The following is a 20802-nucleotide window of genomic DNA, read 5'->3' as shown; positions in this document are numbered from 1 at the left end:
AGCGAGCGTCAGACACTCAGCCGCGTACGGACTCCAGCTCCCTGTCGTCGCGGTCGGCTTCCGTCGGCACCGGGAAGTCGCCGAGCTGCTTGTGCAGCTTCTCGCCCTCCACGTCGACGTTCGGCAGCAGCCAGTTCAGCCACTTCGGCAGCCACCAGGCCGACTTGCCCAGGAGGGCGAGTACGGCCGGGACGATCGCCATGCGGACGACGAAGGCGTCGAAGAGGACCGCGATGGCCAGGCCGAAGCCCATCATCTTGATCATGTCGTCGTTCTCCATGATGAAGCCGGAGAAGACGCTGATCATGATGACCGCGGCGGCGGCGACGACCCGTCCGCCGTGTGTGAAGCCGGTGACGACCGCCTCGCCGGCGCGCGCCCCGTGGACGTACGCCTCACGCATGCGCGTCACGAGGAAGACCTCGTAGTCCATGGCCAGACCGAAGACCACGCCGATCATGAAGATCGGCATCATGCTCATGATCGGGCCAGGCTGGTCCACGCCGACGATGTCGGCGAGCCACCCCCACTGGAAGACCGCGACGACGGCGCCGAGCGCGGCGGCCACCGACAGGAGGAAGCCGAGCGCCGCCTTGAGCGGTACGAGGACCGAGCGGAAGACCAGCATCAGGAGCAGGAAGGCCAGGCCGACGACGAGGCCCAGGTAGGGCAGGAGCGCGTCGTCCAGGGTCTGCGAGAAGTCGATGGTCATGGCGGTCGCGCCGGTGACAAGGACCTCGGAGCCCGTCTTGTCCCCGAGACCGTCGACCGTCGAGCGGATCTCCTTGACGACGCCCTCGGTCTTGTGGTCGCTCGGACCGGTCTTCGGTACGACGTTGAAGATCGCGGTGTCGTCGGGCTTGTTGGCGTGGGCCGGCGCCACTGCGGCGACGCCGTCGATCTTGGCGATCTCCTTGCCGACCGTGTCGGCCGCCGCGGCGGCGCCCTTGTCCTTGTCCGTGTCGACCGTGACCATCAGCGGGCCGTTGAAGCCGGCGCCGAAGGACTCGGACAGCATGTCGTACGCCTTGCGCTGCGTGGTGTCCGGCGCCGAGGTGCCCTCGTCCGGCAGGCCGAGCTCCAGGCTGGTGGCCGGGATGGCGACCGCGCCGAGGCCGACCACCGCGAACAGCAGCACCGGGAGCGGGCGGCGCAGCACGAAGCGTGCCCAGCGCGTGCCCAGATTCGGCTTGGCGTTCGGGGCGTTGAGCGTGCCCGCGGGCTTCTTGCGGTCCTTGCGGCGCAGCACCTTCTTGCCCGCGAAACCGAGCAGCGCGGGGATCATGGTGAGCGCGATGAGGACGGCGATCGCGACGGTGCCGGCCGCGGCCAGACCCATCTTGGTGAGGATCGGGATGTTGACGATCGCGAGGCCGGACAGCGCGACGATGACGGTGAGTCCGGCGAACACCACGGCGGAACCGGCGGTTCCGGTGGCGCGGCCCGCCGCATCCTCCGGTTCGCGGCCGTCGGCGATCTCCGCCCGGTAGCGGGAGACGATGAAGAGGGCGTAGTCGATGCCGACGGCGAGGCCGATCATCGACGCGAGCGTCTTGGTCGTGGCCGAGAGGTCGAGCAGGCTGCCCAGTGCCGCGATGCCCGAGACACCGATGCTCACGCCGATGATGGCGGTGAGGAGCGGCATGCCCGCGGCGATCATCGAGCCGAAGGTGATGATCAGGACGACCGCGGAGACCGCGATGCCGATGAGTTCGGCGGAGCCGCCCATCTCCTGCTCGGCCATGACGGCGTCGCCGCCGGTCTCGACGGTGAAGCCCGTCTTGCGGGCGTCGTCGGTGGCCTTGGTCAGCGCGTCGCGCGCCTTGTCGGTGAGTTCTTGGGCGTTGACCTTGTACGTGACGGACGCGTACGCGGTGGTGCCGTCCTTGCTGACGGCGTCGGCCTTGTACGGGTCGGCGACCTCGGAGACCTGGGGGCCTGCGCCCAGGTTCTTGACCAGCTTCTCGACGTCGCCCTTGGGGCCGGCCTGGGTCAGCTTCTCGCCCTCGGGGGCGCGGATGACGACACGGGCGGTGGCGCCTTCGGCGCTGGCCGCGGGGAACTTCTCGTCGAGCAGGTCGAAGGCCTTCTGGGACTCCGTACCCGGCATGGAGAAGGAGTCTTCGGGCGGTGCGGGTGCCGCGGACGCGGAGAAGCCGACGCCGGCAAGGAGCACCACCCACATCAGTGCCACATAGCGGCGTCGCCGGAAGGCGAGGCGGCCCAGTTTGTAGAGGAACGTAGCCACGGCGAAAGGGCTCCCGTCGGGAATTGGCTGGCAGGGACTGGCAGGGGCGACTCCCCCGTCGTCACATCGGTGCACGTCAGGGCGGTCAGCAGGTTCCCTTCAATAGTCCGGGTGGGAACCGGCCCGGAAGTCAGACTCAGAGTCGGACTATCGGCCCACGGCCGCTGTAGTGCCGTACACGCTGGGTCATCCTCGGGGAGGAGAAGTGACCAGAGTGTGTAGACCCCACATCGGGACGCCTGTCGCCGGAGGCCTCGCCTCCGCGGCTCCGGCTACTGGTTCCGCTCGCAACAACTCGCCCTCATACCACCCCAATAGGAGAGATAAGGTGTCTGGTCAGCACGCAGATACTTGTCATCACCATCCAGGAGAACCTTCGTGACTCTTGCCATCGCGCCCTCTGAAGCCGCCGACTCGTCCGACGTGCCTGAGGCGGTGGCCCGGGACGCCCGCGAGTTCGGTGCCTACGCGCGCACCGGCGGCTGGGCCTTCGCGCTGAAGGTCGCCCGCAGTGTGCGCCCCGGCGGGCAGGGCGCCGACGAGACGCCGAAGATCTCGGCGAAGGAGTTCAGTGAGCTCGCCGGCTGCTCGGCCGAGCGCGTCATGCGCTACTACAAGGCCTGGGACAAGGCAGCCGACGACGGTCTCGTGCCCCACTTCGAGGCCCTCACCCCTGGCGAGGACATCGAACTTCCGGACTCCGACGCCTGGTTGACGTACTACGCGTCGCGCTCCAGCGCCCTCACCCCGCGTGGCAACGCGATCACGGAGGCCGCCGAGGCCGAGGGCATCCGCCCCACCAAGGCCCTGGAGGTCGCCGAGAACCCCACCGCCCTGCGCGCCGCGATCCTCGCCGACCCCGGGACCGCCGAGGCCGCGCGGCGCGCCCTGATGGACCGGCTCGGGGAGGACCCGGCGCTGCGCACCGAGCTCGTGCGCGACATCGTCCGGGCCGACGACCTCAAGAAGGCGGTCGCGGCCGAGGCGAAGGCGGGCGACCGCGTCGACTACGTACGCCAGATCGTCGACAAGGGGCAGGTCAAGACGCCCGCGGGTCAGCTGATCGACGCACCCGCCGAGCTGAAGGAGGAGGCCGAGCGCCATCTCTCCCTCATCGACGAGCTGGACGAGGGCGAGGACTCCGGCGAGTGGGCCCGCGAGGCGTACGACACCGTGAAGGACCTGGTCGCCCAGACCGTGCAGAGCGATCCGCGGCTGCGGGTGCAGGAGCGCCGCGCGAAGTTCTACAGCAGCCTGCAGAAGGCGACGAAGGTCTTCGAGGAGCTGACCTTCGACGACGCGGAGGTCGACGACATCTACGAGGACGACATGCTGCTGCGCCTCGAGGAGCTGCAGAAGTCGATCACCGCGTGCATCACGGCGCTGCAGGCGGCTACGGCGGGCTCGGCTGCCGCCGGTTCCGCCACTGCCGCTGCCACCGCCACGGCCACGGCGGACGCCGTTGCCGTCTTCGACGACATGCCCGTCTTTGATGACACGGCCGACACCGCGCAGGACGTCGGCTGACGGCCGCGGGGCCCCACTCCCCCGTACATCCCGATGATGACCAAGGGCCACACGCGTAGCTCTGGAGTCGTACGGAATGACCCATACGCGGAGGGATTCGCCGCACCCCGCCCCGCTCGTAGCTTCTTGATCAACGTACGGAGACCGGCGTACGGAGTTGATCGAGAGGTCATGGATCTATGCACGGCAAGGCATTCGCGCCCGAATACCAGGGCGATCTTGGCTCGGCGCTCGGGGTGAACTCCTCCTACGAGGAGGTACTGACGGAGGCGGGCCGCGCCCTCTCCCAGGCGGACACCGCGCTGGAGAGGGCGCGCGCCGCGCTCGCCCTGGCCGAAGCCAACCGGCGGCTCGGCCGGGTGGACGACGCCCGCGCCGCCTGGCGCAAGAGCTACCGCAGCGCACGGGCCGCGGGGGAGGCGGGGGCCATGGCCTGGGCCCTGTGGAGCGGCGGCACGCTCGCCCGCCAGTGCGGGGAGCTGCGGCTGGCCCGGCGGCTGCTGGCCTGGGGGGTCGCGCTGGCCGCCGACAGCGGGGAGCGGCTCGCGCACGGCTACGCGCTCGCCGGGCTCGCCGAGACCGGGCGCATCCAGGGGGACTACGCGGCGGTGGCCGCACTGCACGAGCAGCTGCTCGAACAGGGCAGGGCGCACGGCGAGGCGCGGCACATGGTGTGGGCGATGTCCGGCATCGCCCAGATGCGGCGGAACACCGGCGACTACGCCGAGGCCCTCGAACTGTTCACGGAGTGCGTCCGCATCTCGGCCGAAGCACAGGACGCGCGGGGGCGTGCCTGGTCGCTGCGCGGGGTCGCCGACGTCCTCTCGCTAAGGGGCGAGGCGGAGCGCGCGCTGACACTGCTCTCGGAGGCGGAGACCATCTGCCGGGCCATGGATCTGGCAAGCGCGCTCGCGTACAACCACAAGATGCGCGGCAACGTCTTCTACCGGGACGGGCGTTATGGCGCGGCGCGCGAGATGTACGCCATCGCCCTGGAGGAGTTCAGCGCCATGCGGGAGCCGCGTGGCGTGGCGCTTTCCCGGCTCGGCCTGGTCAAGTCCCGGGCCCGGCTCGGCCGCGACCGGGGCGAGACGCTGGCCGAACTGGCCGAGCTGGAAGGCGACTTCGCACGCATCGGGCTGCGGGGCGCGCGGGAGACGGTCGTCGCCTTCCGCCAGGAGCTGGCCACAGAGCTGAGCATGGCGTGACGCGGGGCGCGCTCATCCGGCCGCCGAGATGCGGATCCCCACCGTCCCGCTCGTGCCGCGCCGGAGCTTGCTGCCGAGCAGGGTGAGGCGGCCCATCAGCCCGTACTTGCGGGCGATGAGGGTGCGGTAGCGCGCCGTGGTCCCCGGGTCGCAGATCTCGGCGGTGGCGGGGATCTGCTCGCCCGTCGGGTTGCCGCGCAGGTCGCAGGGGCCGATCAGGACGTCGGCGCGGTTGCGGATCCGCTTGACCTTCCAGGAGTCCGCGGCCGTCCAGACGCCGAGCGCGTCGCCGTCCTCGACGACCCAGACGGGGCTCGGCACCGGGGTGCCGTTCTTGCGGTAGCTGGTGACCAGCAGATATTTGCCGGCACCGAGCCCCGCCCGCGCTACGTCGTCCATGTCGCCGATCCAGACTCGTGTTGGCTGAGATGGGGACAGCCTATGGCGCGGACGGCACTCGCGATCAGCTGTCCGGACCGATCAGGAATTGAGAAGCGCAAGCCTGCACGTCGCGTCTAGCGTGAACGCCAGTAGAACCGGACCCGCTGCCCGAAGATGGTCCCGATCGAGCCACGCGACGCCGACGATGACCGCGATGGCGGGACGTCCAGAGATGGAGACACGATGAGCAAGGCCAAGAGAACGGACACGCAGTCGTCCGCACCGCGTGCCGCCGCGAGCCATGATCTGATCCGGGTGCACGGCGCACGCGTGAACAACCTCAAGGACGTCAGCGTCGAGATCCCCAAGCGCCAGCTCACCGTGTTCACCGGCGTCTCCGGCTCGGGCAAGAGCTCCCTGGTGTTCGACACGATCGCCGCGGAGTCACAGCGGCTGATCAACGAGACGTACAGCGCCTTCGTTCAGGGCTTCATGCCGACCCTCGCGCGGCCGGAAGTCGACGTACTCGAAGGGCTGACCACCGCGATCAGCGTCGACCAGCAGCGGATGGGCGCCGACCCGCGCTCCACGGTCGGCACCGCCACGGACGCCAACGCGATGCTGCGCATCCTCTTCAGCAGGCTCGGTACGCCGCACATCGGCCCGCCGAGCGCCTACTCCTTCAATACGGCGTCGGTCCGGGCGAGCGGCGCGATCACTGTCGAGCGCGGCAACAAGAAGACGGTGAAGGCGACCTTCAACCGCACCGGCGGCATGTGTACGCGCTGCGAGGGCCGGGGCAAGGTCTCCGACATCGACCTCACCCAGCTCTACGACGACTCCAAGTCGCTCACCGACGGCGCGTTCACCATCCCCGGCTGGAAGTCGGACAGCCAGTGGACCGTGCAGGTCTACGCCCAGTCGGGCTTCGTCGACCCGGACAAGCCGATCCGCGAGTACACGAAGAAGGAGCTGCAGGACTTCCTCTACGGCGAGCCGGTCAAGGTGAAGGTCAACGGCGTCAACCTCACCTACGAGGGGCTGATCCCCAAGATCCAGAAGTCGTTCCTGTCCAAGGACAAGGAGGCGATGCAGCCGCACATCAGGGCATTCGTGGAGCGCGCGGTCACCTTCACCACCTGCCCCGAGTGCGAGGGCACCCGGCTCAGCGAGGGGGCGCGGTCCTCGAAGATCAAGCGGATCTCCATCGCCGACGCCTGCGCGATGGAGATCAGGGACCTGGCCGAATGGGTCCGCGGCCTCAAGGAGCCGTCGCTCGCGCCGCTGCTCACCGCGTTGCAGGGGACTCTCGACTCCTTCGTGGAGATCGGCCTCGGCTACCTCGCGCTCGACCGCCCGGCCGGCACCCTTTCGGGCGGTGAGGCGCAGCGCGTCAAGATGATCCGCCACCTCGGTTCCTCGCTCACCGACGTCACCTATGTCTTCGACGAGCCCACCATCGGTCTGCACCCCCACGACATCCAGCGGATGAACGACCTGCTCCTGCGGCTGCGGGACAAGGGCAACACCGTGCTCGTCGTGGAGCACAAGCCGGAGACGATCGTGATCGCCGACCATGTCGTCGACCTCGGCCCCGGCGCCGGTACGGCGGGCGGCACGGTCTGCTTCGAGGGCACCGTCGACGGGCTGCGGGGCAGCGACACCATCACCGGGCGGCATTTCGACGACCGGGCCTCCCTGAAGGAGACGGTTCGTACGCCCAAGGGCACGCTGGAGATCCGCGGCGCCACGGCGAACAACCTGCGCAAGGTCGACGTCGACATCCCCCTCGGGGTGCTCACCGTCGTCACCGGAGTCGCGGGCTCCGGCAAGAGTTCGCTCGTGCACGGCTCGCTGGCCAACGGCTCGGCGGCCCCCGACGCAGAGGTCGTGTCGGTCGACCAGAGCCCGATCCGGGGCTCGCGGCGCAGCAACCCGGCGACGTACACCGGTCTGCTCGACCCGATCCGCAAGGCGTTCGCGAAGGTCAACGGCGTGAAGCCCGCTCTGTTCAGCGCCAACTCCGATGGCGCCTGCCCCGCCTGCAACGGCGCGGGAGTCATCTACACCGACCTGGGGATGATGGCCGGGGTGGCCACCCCGTGCGAGGACTGCGAGGGCAAGCGGTTCCAGCCGTCGGTCCTCGACTACCACCTCGGCGGCCGGGACATCAGCGAGGTGCTCGCGATGTCGGTGACCGAGGCCGAGGAGTTCTTCGGCTCAGGTGAGGCACATACGCCGGCCGCGCACCGCATCCTCGGCCGGCTCGCCGACGTCGGGCTCGGCTACCTCAGTCTCGGCCAGCCGCTCACCACGCTGTCCGGCGGCGAGCGGCAGCGGCTCAAGCTGGCCACCCACATGTCCGAGAAGGGCGGCGACCGGCTCGTCTACGTACTCGACGAGCCGACCACGGGCCTCCACCTCGCCGACGTCGAGCAGTTGCTCGGCCTGCTCGACCGGCTCGTGGACGCCGGCAAGTCGGTCATCGTCGTCGAGCACCACCAGGCGGTGATGGCGCACGCCGACTGGATCATCGACCTCGGGCCCGGGGCAGGGCACGACGGCGGCAAGGTCGTCTTCGAGGGCACGCCGGCCGATCTGGTCGCCGCGCGTTCCACCCTCACCGGGGAGCATCTGGCGGCGTACGTCGGCGGCTGAGCGACTGCCGGAGGCGGTCGGCCACGGCGAAGGTCTGCCGTGGCCGACCGCTCGTGGGTGACCGCCGGTGGCCCGGGATACTTCGATCATGAGTACGCGAATAGAGCGGCCCCAGAGGGCGCAGGTCCCGGCCCCGCAATGGACGCTGCGGGCCGCGGAGCCCACCGATGTGGAGCCGATCGCCGAGCTGCGCGCGACGGTGATGCGCCCGGACCTGGAGCGCCTCGGCCGCTACGACGAGCACCGGGTGCGCCGGCGACTGCGGGACGCCTTCTCGCCCCGGCACACCTCGGTCATCGTCGCCGAGGGCGCCTTCGCGGGCTGCGTAGCCCTGCGGCCCGCCGACGACGGGCTGTGGCTGGAACACTTCTACCTCGCCCCGGCCCTCCAGGGCCGGGGCCTCGGTTCGGCCGTCCTGCGTACGCTGCTCGCCCGGACCGACGCCGGCGGCGACCTCGTCCGCCTGAACGTCCTGCGGGGCAGCGCGGCCCAACGCCTTTACGAGCGCCATGGGTTCAGCGTGGAGAACGAGGGCCCGGTCGACGTCTTCATGGTGCGGCAGGCGGGCTGACCCCGGCGAGCACGTCCGTGGGGTGGCCTCGGCCCTTCTGCGGATTGGCCCAAGTTCATGGCCCGTAAATGGTCCACAGTCTGGACCACTTCGCTGACTAGCCTCATCTCATCAGCAGAGAAACGGCCCAACGGCCGCCTACCTTGGGAGCGTTGTGCCGCTTCAGATCCTGCCGCCGGGCGGAGCACCCCGCGTACTCGCCGCCGCACAGTTGAGCAACTCCCTGGGCGACGGCGCCTACTACGTGACGTCGGCCCTGTACTTCACCCGCGTCATCGGCCTCTCCCCCACCCAGATCGGGCTCGCGCTCACGGTCGCCTGGGCCATCGGCTCCGTGACGGGCGTACCGCTGGGCGCGCTCGCCGACCGGAAGGGACCACGCGGCACGGCGGTGCTGCTGGCCCTGGCCACCAGCGCGTCGGTCGCCTCCTTTCTCTTCATCCGCTCCTTCGTCCCGTTCCTCCTCGCCGCCTGCCTGTACGCCGTCGCCCAGTGCGGGCTCGCCGCGGCACGCCAGGCGCTGCTCGCCGGTCTTGTGACACCCGCGGCACGTACGGGCGTACTCGCCCACCTCCAGTCGACGCTCAACGCAGGGCTCGCCGTCGGTGCGGCGCTCGGCGGGCTCGCCCTGCACTACGACACGCGCGGGGCGTACCTGGCCGTCTTCGTGCTCGACGCGGTCAGCTTCCTGCTCTGCGCGCTGGTGCTGCTGCGGCTGCCCTCGGTGCCGCGGACCCTGGCCCGTGCGAAGGGTGAGCCCCGCCTGGCCGTGCTCCGCGACCGGCCCTACGCCGTCATCACCGCGCTCAACGCCGTCCTGCTGCTGCGGATGCCGCTCCTGAGCCTGGCGATCCCGCTGTGGGTGGTGGACCGGACGAACGCGCCGAGCTGGCTGGTCTCCGCCCTCTTCGTCCTCAACACCCTTGCCGTGATGGCCTTTCAGGTACGCATCGCACGTGACGTCGACGGACCGCGTACAGCAACGCGCTCGGTACGGCGCTCCGGGCTCATCATGCTCGCCTCGTGCGCGGTCTTCGCTCTCTCCGCCGCCCGGCTGCCGGTGTGGGTGACGGTGGCCGTCCTGGTGGCGGGGGCGGCCCTCCAGGTCATCGCGGAGATGCAGCAGTCCGCGGGCTCCTGGCAGATCAGCTTCGACCTGGCGCCCGCGCACCAAGTCGGCCAGTACCAGGGCTTCTTCGGTACGGGAGTTCCCGTGGCCCGCACCATCGGCCCGCTCCTGCTCACCTCGCTCCTCGTGGTGTGGGGCGTGCCGGGCTGGCTGCTCCTCGGCGGCGTCTTCCTCCTGGCGGGACTCGCCATGGGGCCCGCGGTGCGCTGGGCGGAGGGTGCGCGGGGCGGCGCGGCGGCAGAGGCCGAACCGGCGGGGGCCTAGGCCGCGGAGGGTATATTCACCCAATTCACCGACCCACTACCGGCACCACGAGGAGGCGGGTTCTCCGCACATGGGCGACGTCGTCGAGATCGATGAGGCACTGGTGCGCTCCCTGCTGCATGAGCAGCACCCGGATCTCGCGGACGGCGATCTCCACGGGACGGTCACCGGCTGGGACAACCAACTCTGGCGTCTGGGCGATGAGTTGGCGGTCCGGCTGCCGTGCACGGAGCGCGCCCCGGAGCTGCTGCGCAAGGAGCATCGCTGGCTCCCGCTGCTGGCCCCACGCCTCCCGCTGCCGGTGCCGACGCCGCTGCGGATCGGTGAACCCTCCGCGCGCTTCCCGATGCCGTGGACGATCGCGGCCTGGGTCCCCGGTGAACCGGGCGACCGGGCCGTGGTCAGCCGCGGCGAGCATGCGGCGGACACGCTGGCGGGCTTCCTCAGGGCGCTGCACACCAACGCGCCCGCCGACGCCCCGGCCAGTCCGATGCGCGGGGTTCCCCTCAGCACCTTCGCGGACGGTTTCGACGAGGACTTCCGGGCTGTCACCGCCATCGGCATCCCCGAAGGCGTACGGGAGATCTGGCGGGACGCCCTCGCGGCTCCCGCCTGGCAGGGCCCGCCCCTGTGGCTCCACGGTGACCTGCATCCCGCGAATGTCGTCGTCTCCGGCGGGACACTCTCCGGCGTGATCGACTTCGGCGATCTCTGCGTCGGCGACCCGGCGACCGACCTCGCGGCAGCTTGGATGCTCCTTCCGGCGGGCGCCGCGTCGCGCTTCTTCGACGTGTACGCCCACGCGGACGGGGCGACGGTCCGGCGCGCCCGCGGCTGGGCCGTCCTCCGCGCCTTCGGCCTCATCCATATCGGGCGGGCCGGCGACCGGGGCCTCCCCGGCGGGAAGCCCACGTGGGGGCCGGCGGGCCAGGCCACGCTCGACCGTCTGCTGGCAGGAGGCTGAGGCTCCGTCAACTGGCCGCCGCGATGCGGGTGATGGCCTCGGTGAGTGTCTGCGGGGAGCAGCCGAAGTTGAGCCTCGCCCATCCGTTGCCCGAAGTGCCGTAGCGGTGACCCGCGTTGAGGGCGACGCGTGCGGCGTCGAGGATGTGTGCGCTCGGGTCGTCGCCCCAGCCGAGCGCGCGGAAGTCCAGCCAGGCGAGGAAGCCGGCCTGGGGCATGCGGTAGCGGACGGCGGGGAGCAGTTCCGTCAGGAGGTCGTCCAGGAGCCTTCGGTTGTGGTCGAGGGTGTCCATCACGTCGGCGAGCCACGGGCCGCTGTCGTTGAACGCGGCCACCGTGGCCAGGACGCCCAAATGGCCGGTGCGGTAGAGCGAGTGGGGCGGGAGCCGGTCGACGTAGCGCTTCGGCGCCGGGTCGGCGGTGATGACGGCGGCGGCCTTGAGCCCGGCCAGGTTCCACCCCTTGCTGGCGGACAGGAACGCGAACCCCCGGCGTCTCGCCTCGTCCGACACCGAGAGGAAGGGCACGAACTCGGCGCCCGGCAGGACGAGCGGGGCGTGGATCTCGTCGGAGAGGACATGGACGCCGTACTTGTCGGCAAGGTCGGCGAGCGCCTTGAGGTCGTCACGTCCGTGCACCAGGCCCATCGGGTTGTGCGGGTTGCAGAGGAGGTACGCCGTGGCTCCGGCGGAGAAGGCGCGCTCCAGGGCGTCCAGGTCCAGCCGCCATCCCCCGGGCCCTTCGGCCAGCGGTGCCTCGACGACATGGGCGCCGACCTCACGTACCCACCAGGAGAACGGCTCGTAGACCGGCGGGCTGATCACCACGCGGTCTCCCGCGCCGACGATCCGGCGCAAGACCTCGACGATGCCGATTCCGACGTCGGCCACCGTGCGGATGCAGCCGTCACCGATGCCCCAACGCCAGCTGCGCCAGGCGTAGTTGCGTACTGCCTCCGCGAGGTCGGGGGTGGGCGCCGCGTATCCGGTGTCCGAGCGGTCGATCGCCTCACGCAGGACCTTGGCCACCGGCTCGGCCAGCGGGAAGTCCATCTCCGCGACGGGCAGCGGCAGGACGTCTTCGGGGAACGTCCGCCATTTCGCGCTCCGGCGTCTCCTCAGCTCCGTGAGGGGGTCGATCGAGAGGTGCTCCATGCCCATGGCGGCGTACTCCGAATTCCTGAACTCCCGCGCTGTGCAGCTCCGTACGAAGACCATGATCGGCGCGGCCGTGGCCCGCCCGCTTCCGATAAAGTGCCTGCTTGTGTCGAAAATCCGCCACGCTCCCCGCGCGACCACCGGGCTCCTCCCCCTCCGTGCGGGTACGGAGGTCGACGCGCACCGGCACGACGAGCACCAGATCGTGTACGGGGGGCGCGGCGTCCTGGCGGTCACCACCGACGCGGGCAGCTGGGCCGCACCCGCGACCCGGGCGCTCTGGATCCCGGCCGGAACGGTCCACGAGCACCGCGCCCACGGCGACACCGATCTCCACCTGGTCGGGCTGCCGGTGGCGGTCAATCCGCTGGGTCTGGACCGGCCCGCCGTCATCGAGGTCGCCCCGCTGCTGCGCGAGCTGATCATCGCGTACACCCGGCAGACCGAACTGCCCACCGACCGCTCGGCCGGACGCACCGCGGACCACGCCACGAGACGCACCGCCGAACGCCGCAGGCTACGAGCCGTCCTGCTCGACCAGCTGCGCCACTCGACCGAGCGGCCCGTCCACGTCCCCGCGGCCCGCGATCCGCGTCTGGTCGCGGTGTGCGCCATCCTCCGCGACAACCCGGCAGAGGGCCGGACCCTGGCGCGACTCGGCGCCGCGACCGGCGTCAGCGACCGCACCCTGACCAGGCTCTGCCGAGCCGAACTCGGCATGAGCTTCCCGCAGTGGCGCACCCAACTGCGCCTGCACCACGCCCTTCTCCTGCTGGCCGAGGACACCCCGGTCACGGTCGTCGCGCACCGCTGCGGCTGGGCGTCGACCAGCGCCTTCATCGACGTCTTCCGCCGGGCGTTCGGCCACACGCCCGGTTCCTGGCGCGCACGCCCCTGACCGTCGAGCCCGTGTCGTACGGAAGCGTGCGGCGTACGAGGATGGCGACGTCCCCAGGTGCCGGGCGAAGGCCCTGCGCAGCGTCTCGTCACTGCCGAGGCCGCTGCGCTCGGCCGCTTCGGTGACACTCGCGCCGCGTTCGAGGAGCATGCGGGCGGCCTCCAGCCTGAGGGACTCCACGTACGCCGCGGGTGTGGTGCCGAGCTGCTGTGTGAAGAGCCGGGACAGATGCCGAGGGCTCACGGCGGCCCGCCCGGCCAGGGTCGCGAGCCGGTGGTCGGCCGCCGGGTCGGCGGCGACGGCGTCGAGGAGTGGGCGCAGCACCGGGTGCGCGGTGGCCGGGGTGCGCGAGGCGGCGGAGAACTGGGACTGGCCACCGGGCCGCTGGAGGAAGACCACGAGATCCCGGGCGACCCGGCGGGCGAGGTCGGGCCCGTGGTCCTGCTCGACCAGAGCCAGGCATACGTCGATGCCCGCGGTGACCCCGGCCGAGGTGAAGACGGAGCCGTCCTGGACGTAGATGGCGTCCGCCGTGACGGTGGTGTCGGGGTACAGCCGGGCCAGCTTCGCCGCGTACTCCCAGTGCGTCGTCGCCCTGCGGCCGCGCAGGAGACCGGCCGCGGCGAGGGCGAAGGCCCCGGTGCATACGGAGGCCAACCGTCCTGTCCCACTTGCCAGTTGGGTCACGAGCTCGACGAGTTCGGGCCGTTCGGCGAAGGTGACGAACTCGGCGTGGCCGGGCACGACCAGGGTGTCCGCGCGGCCCACTTCGGCTGCCGGTACATCCGCCGCGATGCGCAGCCCGGTGGAGGTCCTGACGTCCTGCCCGTCGGGGGTGCAGACCCGCGCGGTGTAGCGGCCGCCGGTGTAGCGGGCCGCTGTGGCGAAGACCTCCAAGGGCGCCGCGACGTCGAGGAGGCGCACTCCGTCGAAGGCGAGGACGCAGACGTCGTGGGGGCGGGGTTTGTCCGGTTGCTCGGGCACAGGGCCACGGTAGCCGCAGGGCGTGTCCAGATGTGTGGGGTACCTGTCCACATGGACATGGCAGCAGAGGTCGCAACCGAGCAGGCTGGTTCTCAGCAGCCTTGCCCCGCCCCGCCCCGCCCCGCCGATGACAGGAGTCACACCATGAGCGCCCACACCTCGCTCACCCACGCATCCTTCGCCGCCGGAGTCTCGGTGCCGGACACCAAGCTGGCCGCCGCGGCCACCGAACTCGTGCGGGACACGACGAGCGAGCTGATCTACCACCACTCCCGCCGCGTCTTCTGGTTCGGCAGCCTGCAGGGCGGCCGGCGCGGGCTGGACTTCGATCCCGAACTGCTCTACATCGGCGCGATGTTCCATGACCTGGGCCTGGGCGAGCGCTTTCGGGACAGTGGCCGCCGCTTCGAGGTGGACGGCGCCGAGGAGGCCCGCGCCTTCCTGCGCGGTCACGGCGTGCCCGAGGACAGCGTGCGCCGGGTGTGGACCGCCATCGCGCTGCACACGACGCCGGGCATCCCCGAGTTCATGGAGCCGGAGGTCGCCCTGGTCACCGCCGGTGTCGAGTACGACGTCCTGGGCATCGGCTACGACGATCTGAGCGCCGAGGACCGCGCCGAGATCACCGCTCTGCACCCGCGCCCCGACTTCAAGCGGCGCATCCTGGAGGCGTTCACCGAAGGCATCGCCCCCAAGCCGGAGACCACCTTCGGGAACGTGAAGGCCGACGTTTTGGAGCACTTCGTCCCTGGCTACACGCGCGGTGACTTCGTCGCGGTCATCCAGGACTCCCCCTGGGAGGAGTAGGCGAACCTGGTGTCAACCCGGGGTTGACACTCTCTCGACTGTCAACCTACCGTTGACACATGACGCAACCCACACATCCCATCCGCCTTGACGACCTCATCCAGGCCATCAAGAAAGCCCATCCCGAAGCTCTCGACCAGCTCTCCGACGCCGTGATCGCCGCCGATCACCTCGGCGACGTGGCGGACCATCTGATCGGCCACTTCGTGGACCAGGCACGCCGCTCGGGTGCCTCGTGGACGGAGATCGGCAAGAGCATGGGGGTCACCCGGCAGGCCGCCCAGAAGCGGTTCGTGGCCAAGGACCCCGGCGAGATGTCGGACCTCGATCCCCGGCAGGGCTTCAGCCGGTTCACGCCCCGGGCGAAGAACGTGGTCATGGCCTCACAGGAGGAGGCCCGCGCCGCGGGCAACGACGAGATCGGTCCCGCACATCTGACGCTCGCCCTCCTCACCGAGCCGGACGCGCTCGCCGCGAAAGCCCTCCTCGCGCAGGGAAGTTCACTCGACGCGATCCGTGAGCGCGTCACCGAAGCGCTGCCGCCCGCGGTGGGCGAGGTGCCCGACCTCATCCCGTACGACGCCGGGGCGAAGAAGGTCCTGGAGCTCACCTACCGCGAGGCGTTGCGGCTCGGTCACAACTACATCGGGACCGAGCACATCCTGCTCTCGCTCCTGGAGGCCGAGGGCGGTAGGGGCACGCTCGCCGGGCTCGGCATCGACAAGGCGGCCGTCGAAGCGAACATCACGGAGGCCCTGGAGGCGATCCGCGCCTCCCTCGACCAGCAGTGACAGAATCGGTGTCGACGTTTCACCGCCCGGCTTCCGTCCGCGCATCGGCCGCGGTGATGTCCGCCTCCAGCCTGCGCAGCCGTTCCGCGTCGCAGACGCGCGGGCAGGTGCCGCAGGCCTCGGCGGCGCGGATCGTGTAGTAGAGGCAGCAGCCGAGGCGGGTGCGGGTCGGGTGGCGTTCGCCGTCGCGGGTCGTCAGATGGCGGAAGGCGGCGCCGCCGGGGAAGGGCGCGACGGGGCCGGGGAGCAGGGCGTCCACCGCCCGCAGTGCCTCGTCCTCCTGGCCGAGCATGCGGCCCAGGTACCAGATCCCGGAGATGAGATCGTCACCGGCCATGCCCCACAACGCCCGCCGGCCGCGCCTCAGTCGGGGCCCGATCGCGGCGAGCAGTGGTCGCATGTGGGCGACGACCGCGGCTCGGAGTTCGGTGCGCAGCGACGCCTCGTCGGGGAGGACGCGCGTTCCCGGGAGACCGGCCGCCGGGTCGTCGGAGAGGCAGGCCAACGAGCCGGGGACGATCTCGAAGGCGCCGGTCTCCAGATGAACGCGTACGTCTTCGGGGCGGATCCGCGGCACGCGCCGCTCCAGGTACCAGGCGCCGCTCATCAGCAGCGAGACGGACCAGAGGTAGCCATGCAGCGCGCGGGACGCGGCGACGTCCGGCCGCGGGGTGTGGTCATGACCGGAGCGGATGCGTGCGGCCTCAGCCGCGACGAAGGCGTCGAGCGCGCCCTGATGTTCCGTCAGTTCGGTGCCGGTGAGCCACCCTTGACCGGCCGTCGAGCCGGTTTGCGCGACCGTGACGTCGAGCGTCCCGCAGTGCGCCGTGAGCCGTTGGTAGGTCGCGGCGAGCAGGGCGGCGGGGCTCAGGGCGGTGGCGGTGGACGCCAGGTCCGGGGCCACGGTCAGCGGCACTCGTACTCCTCGCAGGGCAGGTCCATGGGCGGTCCAGCGGCGGTCCCATCCGCCACGAACTGAGTAAGGCTTACCTTATTTCGCTTCAACTTGCCTCATCGTGAGCGGCGCGCCGCCACACCCGACAGGGGTGTGCCGACGCGCCCGCCGTCGCCAGGGATCCGGTTCTCACAGCAAGTTGACATCCTTAGGTATACCTAACCTAAACTCTCACCCCGTGTCCAAGATCGATCGGGCCGTCCCGCCGGGCAGCCTCTCCGCGCGGCGGATCCCTCTACTCCTCGCCGGAACAGGCGCGTTGGTGCTCTGTGCCGCGCTGAGCCTGGCCCTGGGGTCGCGTCCCGTGCCGCTCTCCACGGTGGCCGATGCCCTCTTCGGTGACGCTCACGGACGGGACGCCCTCGTGGTGACCGGGCTGCGCCTGCCGCGCACCGTCGTCGCGCTCGCCGTGGGCGCCGCACTCGGCGTGGCCGGAGCCGTCGCGCAGGGCATCACCCGCAACCCGCTCGCCTCGCCGACCACCCTCGGCATCAACGCGGGCGCCGGGTTCGCGGTCGTCGTCGCCATCTACGCCCTGCATCTCACGCGGCCCGTCGAGTATCTGTGGTTCGCCTTCTTCGGGGCCGCGGCGGCCGGGATGTTCGCCCAGGCCATGGCCCGGCGCGCGGGCGACCTCGACCCGGTGCGGCTCGCTCTCGGCGGTGTCGTCCTGCAGATGGTCCTGCTGTCCTGGACCCAGGCCGTGATGCTGGCCAGCGAACGCACTCTGGACGAGGCCCGCTTCTGGCTCGCGGGGTCGCTGTCAGGGCGCACCCTCGACGTGCTCTGGCCGGTCCTGCCCACGCTCGTCGTCGGACTTGTCCTCGCGGTCGCGGTCTCGCCCGCGCTCAACGCCCTTGCCCTGGGCGACGATTCGGCGCAGGCGCTCGGCGTTCCGGTGACCAGGATCCGTGTGATCGGCGGCATCGCCGTCATCCTGCTCGCGGGTTCGGCCGTCGCGGTCGCCGGGCCCGTCGCGTTCATCGGGCTCGCCGCCCCGCACCTGGTGCGGCTCGCGGTCGGCTCCGACCACCGGCTGCTCGTGCCGGGCTGTCTGATCGCCGGACCGCTCCTCCTTCTGACCGCCGACATCCTCGGCCGCGTCGTGATCCGCCCCTCCGAGCTGGAGGTCGGCATCGTCAGCGCCTTCCTCGGCGCGCCGCTCCTCGCGGTCCTGGCCCGGAAGGTGGCGCGATGACCGTCTTCGCCGTACGTGACATCGAGGCGGCACCCGGTGGGGCCCGGACCCGGCAGCGGCGTCGCCTCGCGCTGCTCGCCTGCTGCGGCGTCGTCGCTCTCTTCGTACTCGTCACGCTCGCCCTGACGACAGGGCAGCTGCCGCTGTCCCCGTCCGTCGCGCTGCGCGGCCTTGTCGGGCTCGGCGACCCTGGGGATGTGCTGGTGGTGCAGGACTTCCGGGCGCCCCGGGTGATCGCCGCCGTCGTCGCCGGGGTCGGTCTCGGGGTCGCGGGCTCCCTGTTGCAGCGGGTGTTCCGCAACCCGCTGGCGTCGCCGGACGTGATGGGTGTGACGGGCGGGGCCTCCTTCGGGGCCGTCGTGCTGCTCGCCACGGGGGCGTCCCAGACGCTCATCCCTATGGCCGCGCTTGGCGGCGGCCTCCTCGCCGCGCTGCTGCTCGGCGTGTTCGGCTGGCGCTCCGGGCTCACCGTCACACGGCTCGTGCTGGTCGGACTCGCCGTCCAGGCCGGACTCGCCGCCGCGGTGAACCTCATGGTCGTACGCTTCCCCGCCGAACTCGCGGGCTCCGCCCTGCAGTGGACCACCGGATCGCTGTACGGGCGGACGTGGGCCGAGGTGGGGGCCGGCGGGGGCGCGGTGGCGCTCGCGCTGGTGGCCGCGTTCGCGTTGCAGCGGCGGCTCGCCGTACTGGACCTGGGCGACGAGTCGGCGGGTGGTCTCGGCCTGAACACGTCGGCCGCGCGGCTCCAACTGCTGCTCACCGCCGTCATATTGGCCTCGCTCGCCGCCGCGCTGACCGGACCCGTCGCGTTCGTGGCGCTCGCCGTGCCGCACCTGGTGCGGTTCGTCGCCGGTCCGCCGACGCCGGGGACGCTGGCGCTCACCGGTCTCGCCGGGGCGGTGCTGCTGCTCGCGTCCGACCTGGTGGTGCAGCACCTGCTCCCGGTGTCGGGCCTGCCGGTCGGCGTGGTCACCGCGACGCTCGGTGCGCCCTGGCTCCTTGTGCTGATGATCCGACAGAGCAGTCCCGTCAACCGGAGTTCCGCATGAGCCCTACGAGCCCTACGAGCCCCACGAGCTGCGCGCAGACGTCCGCACCGGCGTCCCCCAAGTCCCCCCTCAACCAACTCTCCACACACGGGCTCGACTTGCGGTACGGCGACAAGGTCGTCGTCGGGGGCCTGGACGTGACGCTGCCCGGCGGCGCCGTCACCGCCATCGTCGGCCCGAACGCCTGCGGCAAGTCCACGCTGCTGCGCGGCCTGACGCGGCTGATCGCGCCCGCCGGCGGCAGTGTCGCCCTGGACGGCGCGGACATCCACCGGATGTCGGCGCGTGCCCTTGCCCGGCGGATGGGCCTCCTGCCGCAGCAGCCGGTGACGCCCGAAGCCATCACCGTCGAAGCACTCGTACGCCTGGGCCGCTACCCCCACCAGACCTTCCTCAGCCCCTGGTCCAAGGCCGACCAGGCGGCGGTGGACGAGGCCCTTGAGCGCACCGGCACGCTGGAGCTGCGCGAGCACAGCGTGGACCGGCTCTCCGGCGGCCAGCGCCAGCGCGCCTGGATCGCCCTCGCGCTCGCCCAGGACACGGAGTTGCTGCTCCTGGACGAGCCGACCACCTTCCTGGACCTGCGCCACCAGCTCGACGTGCTCGATCTGGTCGCCGACCTGCACGCCGACGCGGGTCGCACCGTGGTGATGGTGCTGCACGACCTCGGGCAGGCCGCCCGGTACGCGGACCATCTGGTCGTCCTCAAGGACGGGCGGCTGGCCGCGGCCGGGAGGCCCGCCGACGTACTCGAGGCGGAACTCGTCAAGGACGTGTTCGACGTCGACTGCCGGGTCATCCCCGACCCGGAGACCGGCACCCCGCTGGTCGTACCGAAGGGCAGAACCGCTCGCCTCACCAAGGGCGATCGCGCCAAGGGTGATCCGGCCGTCCCCGCCTGATCACCCCGCTCTGTCCGATCTCGGCGGACCTGACACGTACGTCCTCCCGTCAGGCCCGTTCCAACCTCCGCTCACAGCAAGGGAATCCAGCCCTCATGACCACAAGAAGCCTTCCGCGCAGGGTCAGTGCCGTCCTGCTCACCGTCGTCCTCGGCGCCGGCACCCTCGCCGCGTGCGGCGACTCCGGCGACGACGACAAGGGCGAGGCTGGCGCAGCCGCGGACACCGGTTTCCCGCGCACCATCGAGCACGCCATGGGCAGCACCGAGATCCCCGCCGAGCCGAAGAAGGTCGTCGTCCTCGACACCGGCGAGCTGGACGACGTCACGCTGCTCGGCGTCAAGCCGGTCGGCGCCGTCTCCCCGCACTTCAAGACCTCGGGCGGCTTCCCCTCGTATCTCAAGGACAAGATCGGCGGGGTGAAGGACGTCGGCCCGATGGAGGAGCCGAACCTGGAGCTGATCGCCTCCCTCAAGCCCGATCTGATCCTGTCCTCCAAGGTCCGGCACGAGAAGGTCTACGACAAGCTCAAGGGCATCGCCCCGACCGTCTTCACCGAGACCACGGGTTCCCCCTGGAAGGAGAACCTGAAGGTCCACGCCAAGGCCCTCGGCATGGAGAGCCAGGCCGACACGGCGCTCAAGGACTACGAGACGCGCGCCAAGGCGCTCGGTGAGTCCATCAAGGCGAAGTACGACGGGAAGATGCCGTCCGCCTCGGTCGTCCGCTTCATCGCGGGGCCGACCCGGCTCTACCAGAAGTCCGCCTACAGCGGCATCGTCCTCGACGACATCGGCCTCACGCGCCCGGCGTCGCAGAACTCGTCCGACCCCGAGAAGACGATGCTTGACGTCAGCCCCGAGCAGATCGACAAGGCCGACGCCGACCTGGTCTTCGTGACCGTCGCCGACGCCCCGGACAAGACCCAGCAGAAGGACGTCACGTCCAACCCGGTGTGGAAGGACCTGAAGGCCGTCAAGCAGGACAAGGTCTTCACGGTCCCGGACGAGACGTGGATGTCGGGCATCGGCGTCCAGGCCGCGGAGCACGTCCTTGAGGACGTGGCGAAGGCGACGGGCGTGGAACTGCCGGAGAAGTAGCCACACTTC

The 20802-nt window shown here is 70.9% G+C and carries 17 protein-coding genes and 1 pseudogene; 13 read left to right on the top strand and 5 right to left on the bottom strand.

Annotation, left to right across the window (positions count from 1 at the left end; translation table 11 throughout):
* Positions 1-16 precede the first annotated feature (16 nt).
* Positions 17-2248, bottom strand: coding sequence for an MMPL family transporter (locus tag ACGFX9_RS22835; protein ID WP_393474840.1), 2232 nt, complete (start codon positions 2246-2248; stop codon positions 17-19).
* Positions 2249-2626: 378 nt separating this feature from the next.
* Between ACGFX9_RS22835 and ACGFX9_RS22830 the strand changes: the two genes are divergently transcribed.
* Complete coding sequence (locus tag ACGFX9_RS22830; protein WP_393474838.1) at positions 2627-3775, top strand: hypothetical protein; 1149 nt, start codon at positions 2627-2629, stop codon at positions 3773-3775.
* A gap of 179 nt (positions 3776-3954) precedes the next feature.
* Positions 3955-4983: a tetratricopeptide repeat protein gene (locus ACGFX9_RS22825; protein WP_393474835.1), complete on the top strand. Its 1029-nt coding sequence runs from the start codon at positions 3955-3957 to the stop codon at positions 4981-4983.
* A gap of 12 nt (positions 4984-4995) precedes the next feature.
* Here ACGFX9_RS22825 and ACGFX9_RS22820 read toward each other — a convergent pair whose 3' ends face one another.
* A complete protein-coding gene (locus ACGFX9_RS22820; RefSeq protein WP_393474832.1) occupies positions 4996-5382 on the bottom strand; it encodes a PPOX class F420-dependent oxidoreductase in 387 nt (128 codons plus the stop codon).
* 225 nt (positions 5383-5607) lie between these two features.
* On the opposite strand from ACGFX9_RS22820, the gene ACGFX9_RS22815 reads away from it, so the two are divergent.
* The 4 genes from ACGFX9_RS22815 (at position 5608) to ACGFX9_RS22800 (ending at position 10950) form a co-directional block, all read left to right on the top strand.
* Positions 5608-8022, top strand: coding sequence for an ATP-binding cassette domain-containing protein (locus tag ACGFX9_RS22815; protein ID WP_393474829.1), 2415 nt, complete (start codon positions 5608-5610; stop codon positions 8020-8022).
* 88 nt (positions 8023-8110) lie between these two features.
* Complete coding sequence (locus ACGFX9_RS22810) at positions 8111-8593, top strand: GNAT family N-acetyltransferase (protein ID WP_393474826.1); 483 nt, start codon at positions 8111-8113, stop codon at positions 8591-8593.
* Between the two features lie 154 nt (positions 8594-8747).
* Positions 8748-9986 carry an MFS transporter gene (locus ACGFX9_RS22805; RefSeq protein WP_393474823.1) on the top strand — a complete coding sequence of 413 codons (1239 nt, stop codon included), beginning with the start codon at positions 8748-8750 and terminating at the stop codon, positions 9984-9986.
* 70 nt (positions 9987-10056) lie between these two features.
* On the top strand, positions 10057-10950 hold the full coding sequence (locus ACGFX9_RS22800) for an aminoglycoside phosphotransferase family protein (protein WP_393474820.1): 894 nt from the start codon (positions 10057-10059) through the stop codon (positions 10948-10950).
* Positions 10951-10957: 7 nt separating this feature from the next.
* On the opposite strand, the gene ACGFX9_RS22795 is transcribed toward ACGFX9_RS22800, so the two are convergent.
* Complete coding sequence (locus ACGFX9_RS22795; RefSeq protein ID WP_393474817.1) at positions 10958-12109, bottom strand: MalY/PatB family protein; 1152 nt, start codon at positions 12107-12109, stop codon at positions 10958-10960.
* A gap of 55 nt (positions 12110-12164) precedes the next feature.
* Here ACGFX9_RS22795 and ACGFX9_RS22790 point away from each other — a divergent pair, with 55 nt between their 5' ends.
* Positions 12165-13004: an AraC family transcriptional regulator gene (locus tag ACGFX9_RS22790; RefSeq protein WP_393475402.1), complete on the top strand. Its 840-nt coding sequence runs from the start codon at positions 12165-12167 to the stop codon at positions 13002-13004.
* Between the two features lie 39 nt (positions 13005-13043).
* On the opposite strand, the pseudogene ACGFX9_RS22785 reads toward ACGFX9_RS22790, so the two are convergent.
* Positions 13044-13988 (bottom strand): annotated as a pseudogene (locus ACGFX9_RS22785) (GlxA family transcriptional regulator); the annotation flags it as partial.
* A gap of 144 nt (positions 13989-14132) precedes the next feature.
* On the opposite strand from ACGFX9_RS22785, the gene ACGFX9_RS22780 reads away from it, so the two are divergent.
* Both ACGFX9_RS22780 and ACGFX9_RS22775 read left to right on the top strand, forming a co-directional pair.
* Positions 14133-14795 carry an HD domain-containing protein gene (locus ACGFX9_RS22780; RefSeq protein ID WP_393474814.1) on the top strand — a complete coding sequence of 221 codons (663 nt, stop codon included), beginning with the start codon at positions 14133-14135 and terminating at the stop codon, positions 14793-14795.
* Positions 14796-14854: 59 nt separating this feature from the next.
* Complete coding sequence (locus ACGFX9_RS22775; protein ID WP_393474811.1) at positions 14855-15586, top strand: Clp protease N-terminal domain-containing protein; 732 nt, start codon at positions 14855-14857, stop codon at positions 15584-15586.
* A 19-nt stretch (positions 15587-15605) separates the two neighbouring features.
* Here the strand turns inward: ACGFX9_RS22775 and ACGFX9_RS22770 are convergent, their stop codons facing one another.
* The gene (locus ACGFX9_RS22770) at positions 15606-16496 is read right to left on the bottom strand and encodes a (2Fe-2S)-binding protein (protein ID WP_393475400.1); all 891 of its coding nucleotides are present in this window, start codon (positions 16494-16496) and stop codon (positions 15606-15608) included.
* 223 nt (positions 16497-16719) lie between these two features.
* Between ACGFX9_RS22770 and ACGFX9_RS22765 the strand changes: the two genes are divergently transcribed.
* From ACGFX9_RS22765 to ACGFX9_RS22750, 4 genes are all read left to right on the top strand, one after another.
* Positions 16720-17739, top strand: coding sequence for a FecCD family ABC transporter permease (locus ACGFX9_RS22765; RefSeq protein ID WP_393474808.1), 1020 nt, complete (start codon positions 16720-16722; stop codon positions 17737-17739).
* The gene (locus ACGFX9_RS22760; protein WP_393474806.1) at positions 17736-18791 is read left to right on the top strand and encodes a FecCD family ABC transporter permease; all 1056 of its coding nucleotides are present in this window, start codon (positions 17736-17738) and stop codon (positions 18789-18791) included. The genes ACGFX9_RS22765 and ACGFX9_RS22760 overlap by 4 nt, the downstream gene beginning before the upstream one ends.
* Positions 18788-19693 (top strand): ABC transporter ATP-binding protein, encoded by a 906-nt coding sequence (locus ACGFX9_RS22755; protein ID WP_393474803.1) that lies wholly within the window; start codon positions 18788-18790, stop codon positions 19691-19693. The genes ACGFX9_RS22760 and ACGFX9_RS22755 overlap by 4 nt, the downstream gene beginning before the upstream one ends.
* A gap of 95 nt (positions 19694-19788) precedes the next feature.
* Complete coding sequence (locus ACGFX9_RS22750; RefSeq protein WP_393474800.1) at positions 19789-20793, top strand: ABC transporter substrate-binding protein; 1005 nt, start codon at positions 19789-19791, stop codon at positions 20791-20793.
* Positions 20794-20802 lie beyond the last annotated feature (9 nt).

The sequence above is a fragment of the Streptomyces sp. NPDC048436 genome (genome assembly GCF_043200355.1).
In the GTDB taxonomy this organism is placed as follows: Bacteria; Actinomycetota; Actinomycetes; order Streptomycetales; family Streptomycetaceae; genus Streptomyces.
Note: the sequence above shows the minus strand (reverse complement) of the source record. Positions and strands in the feature narration are given on the sequence as shown.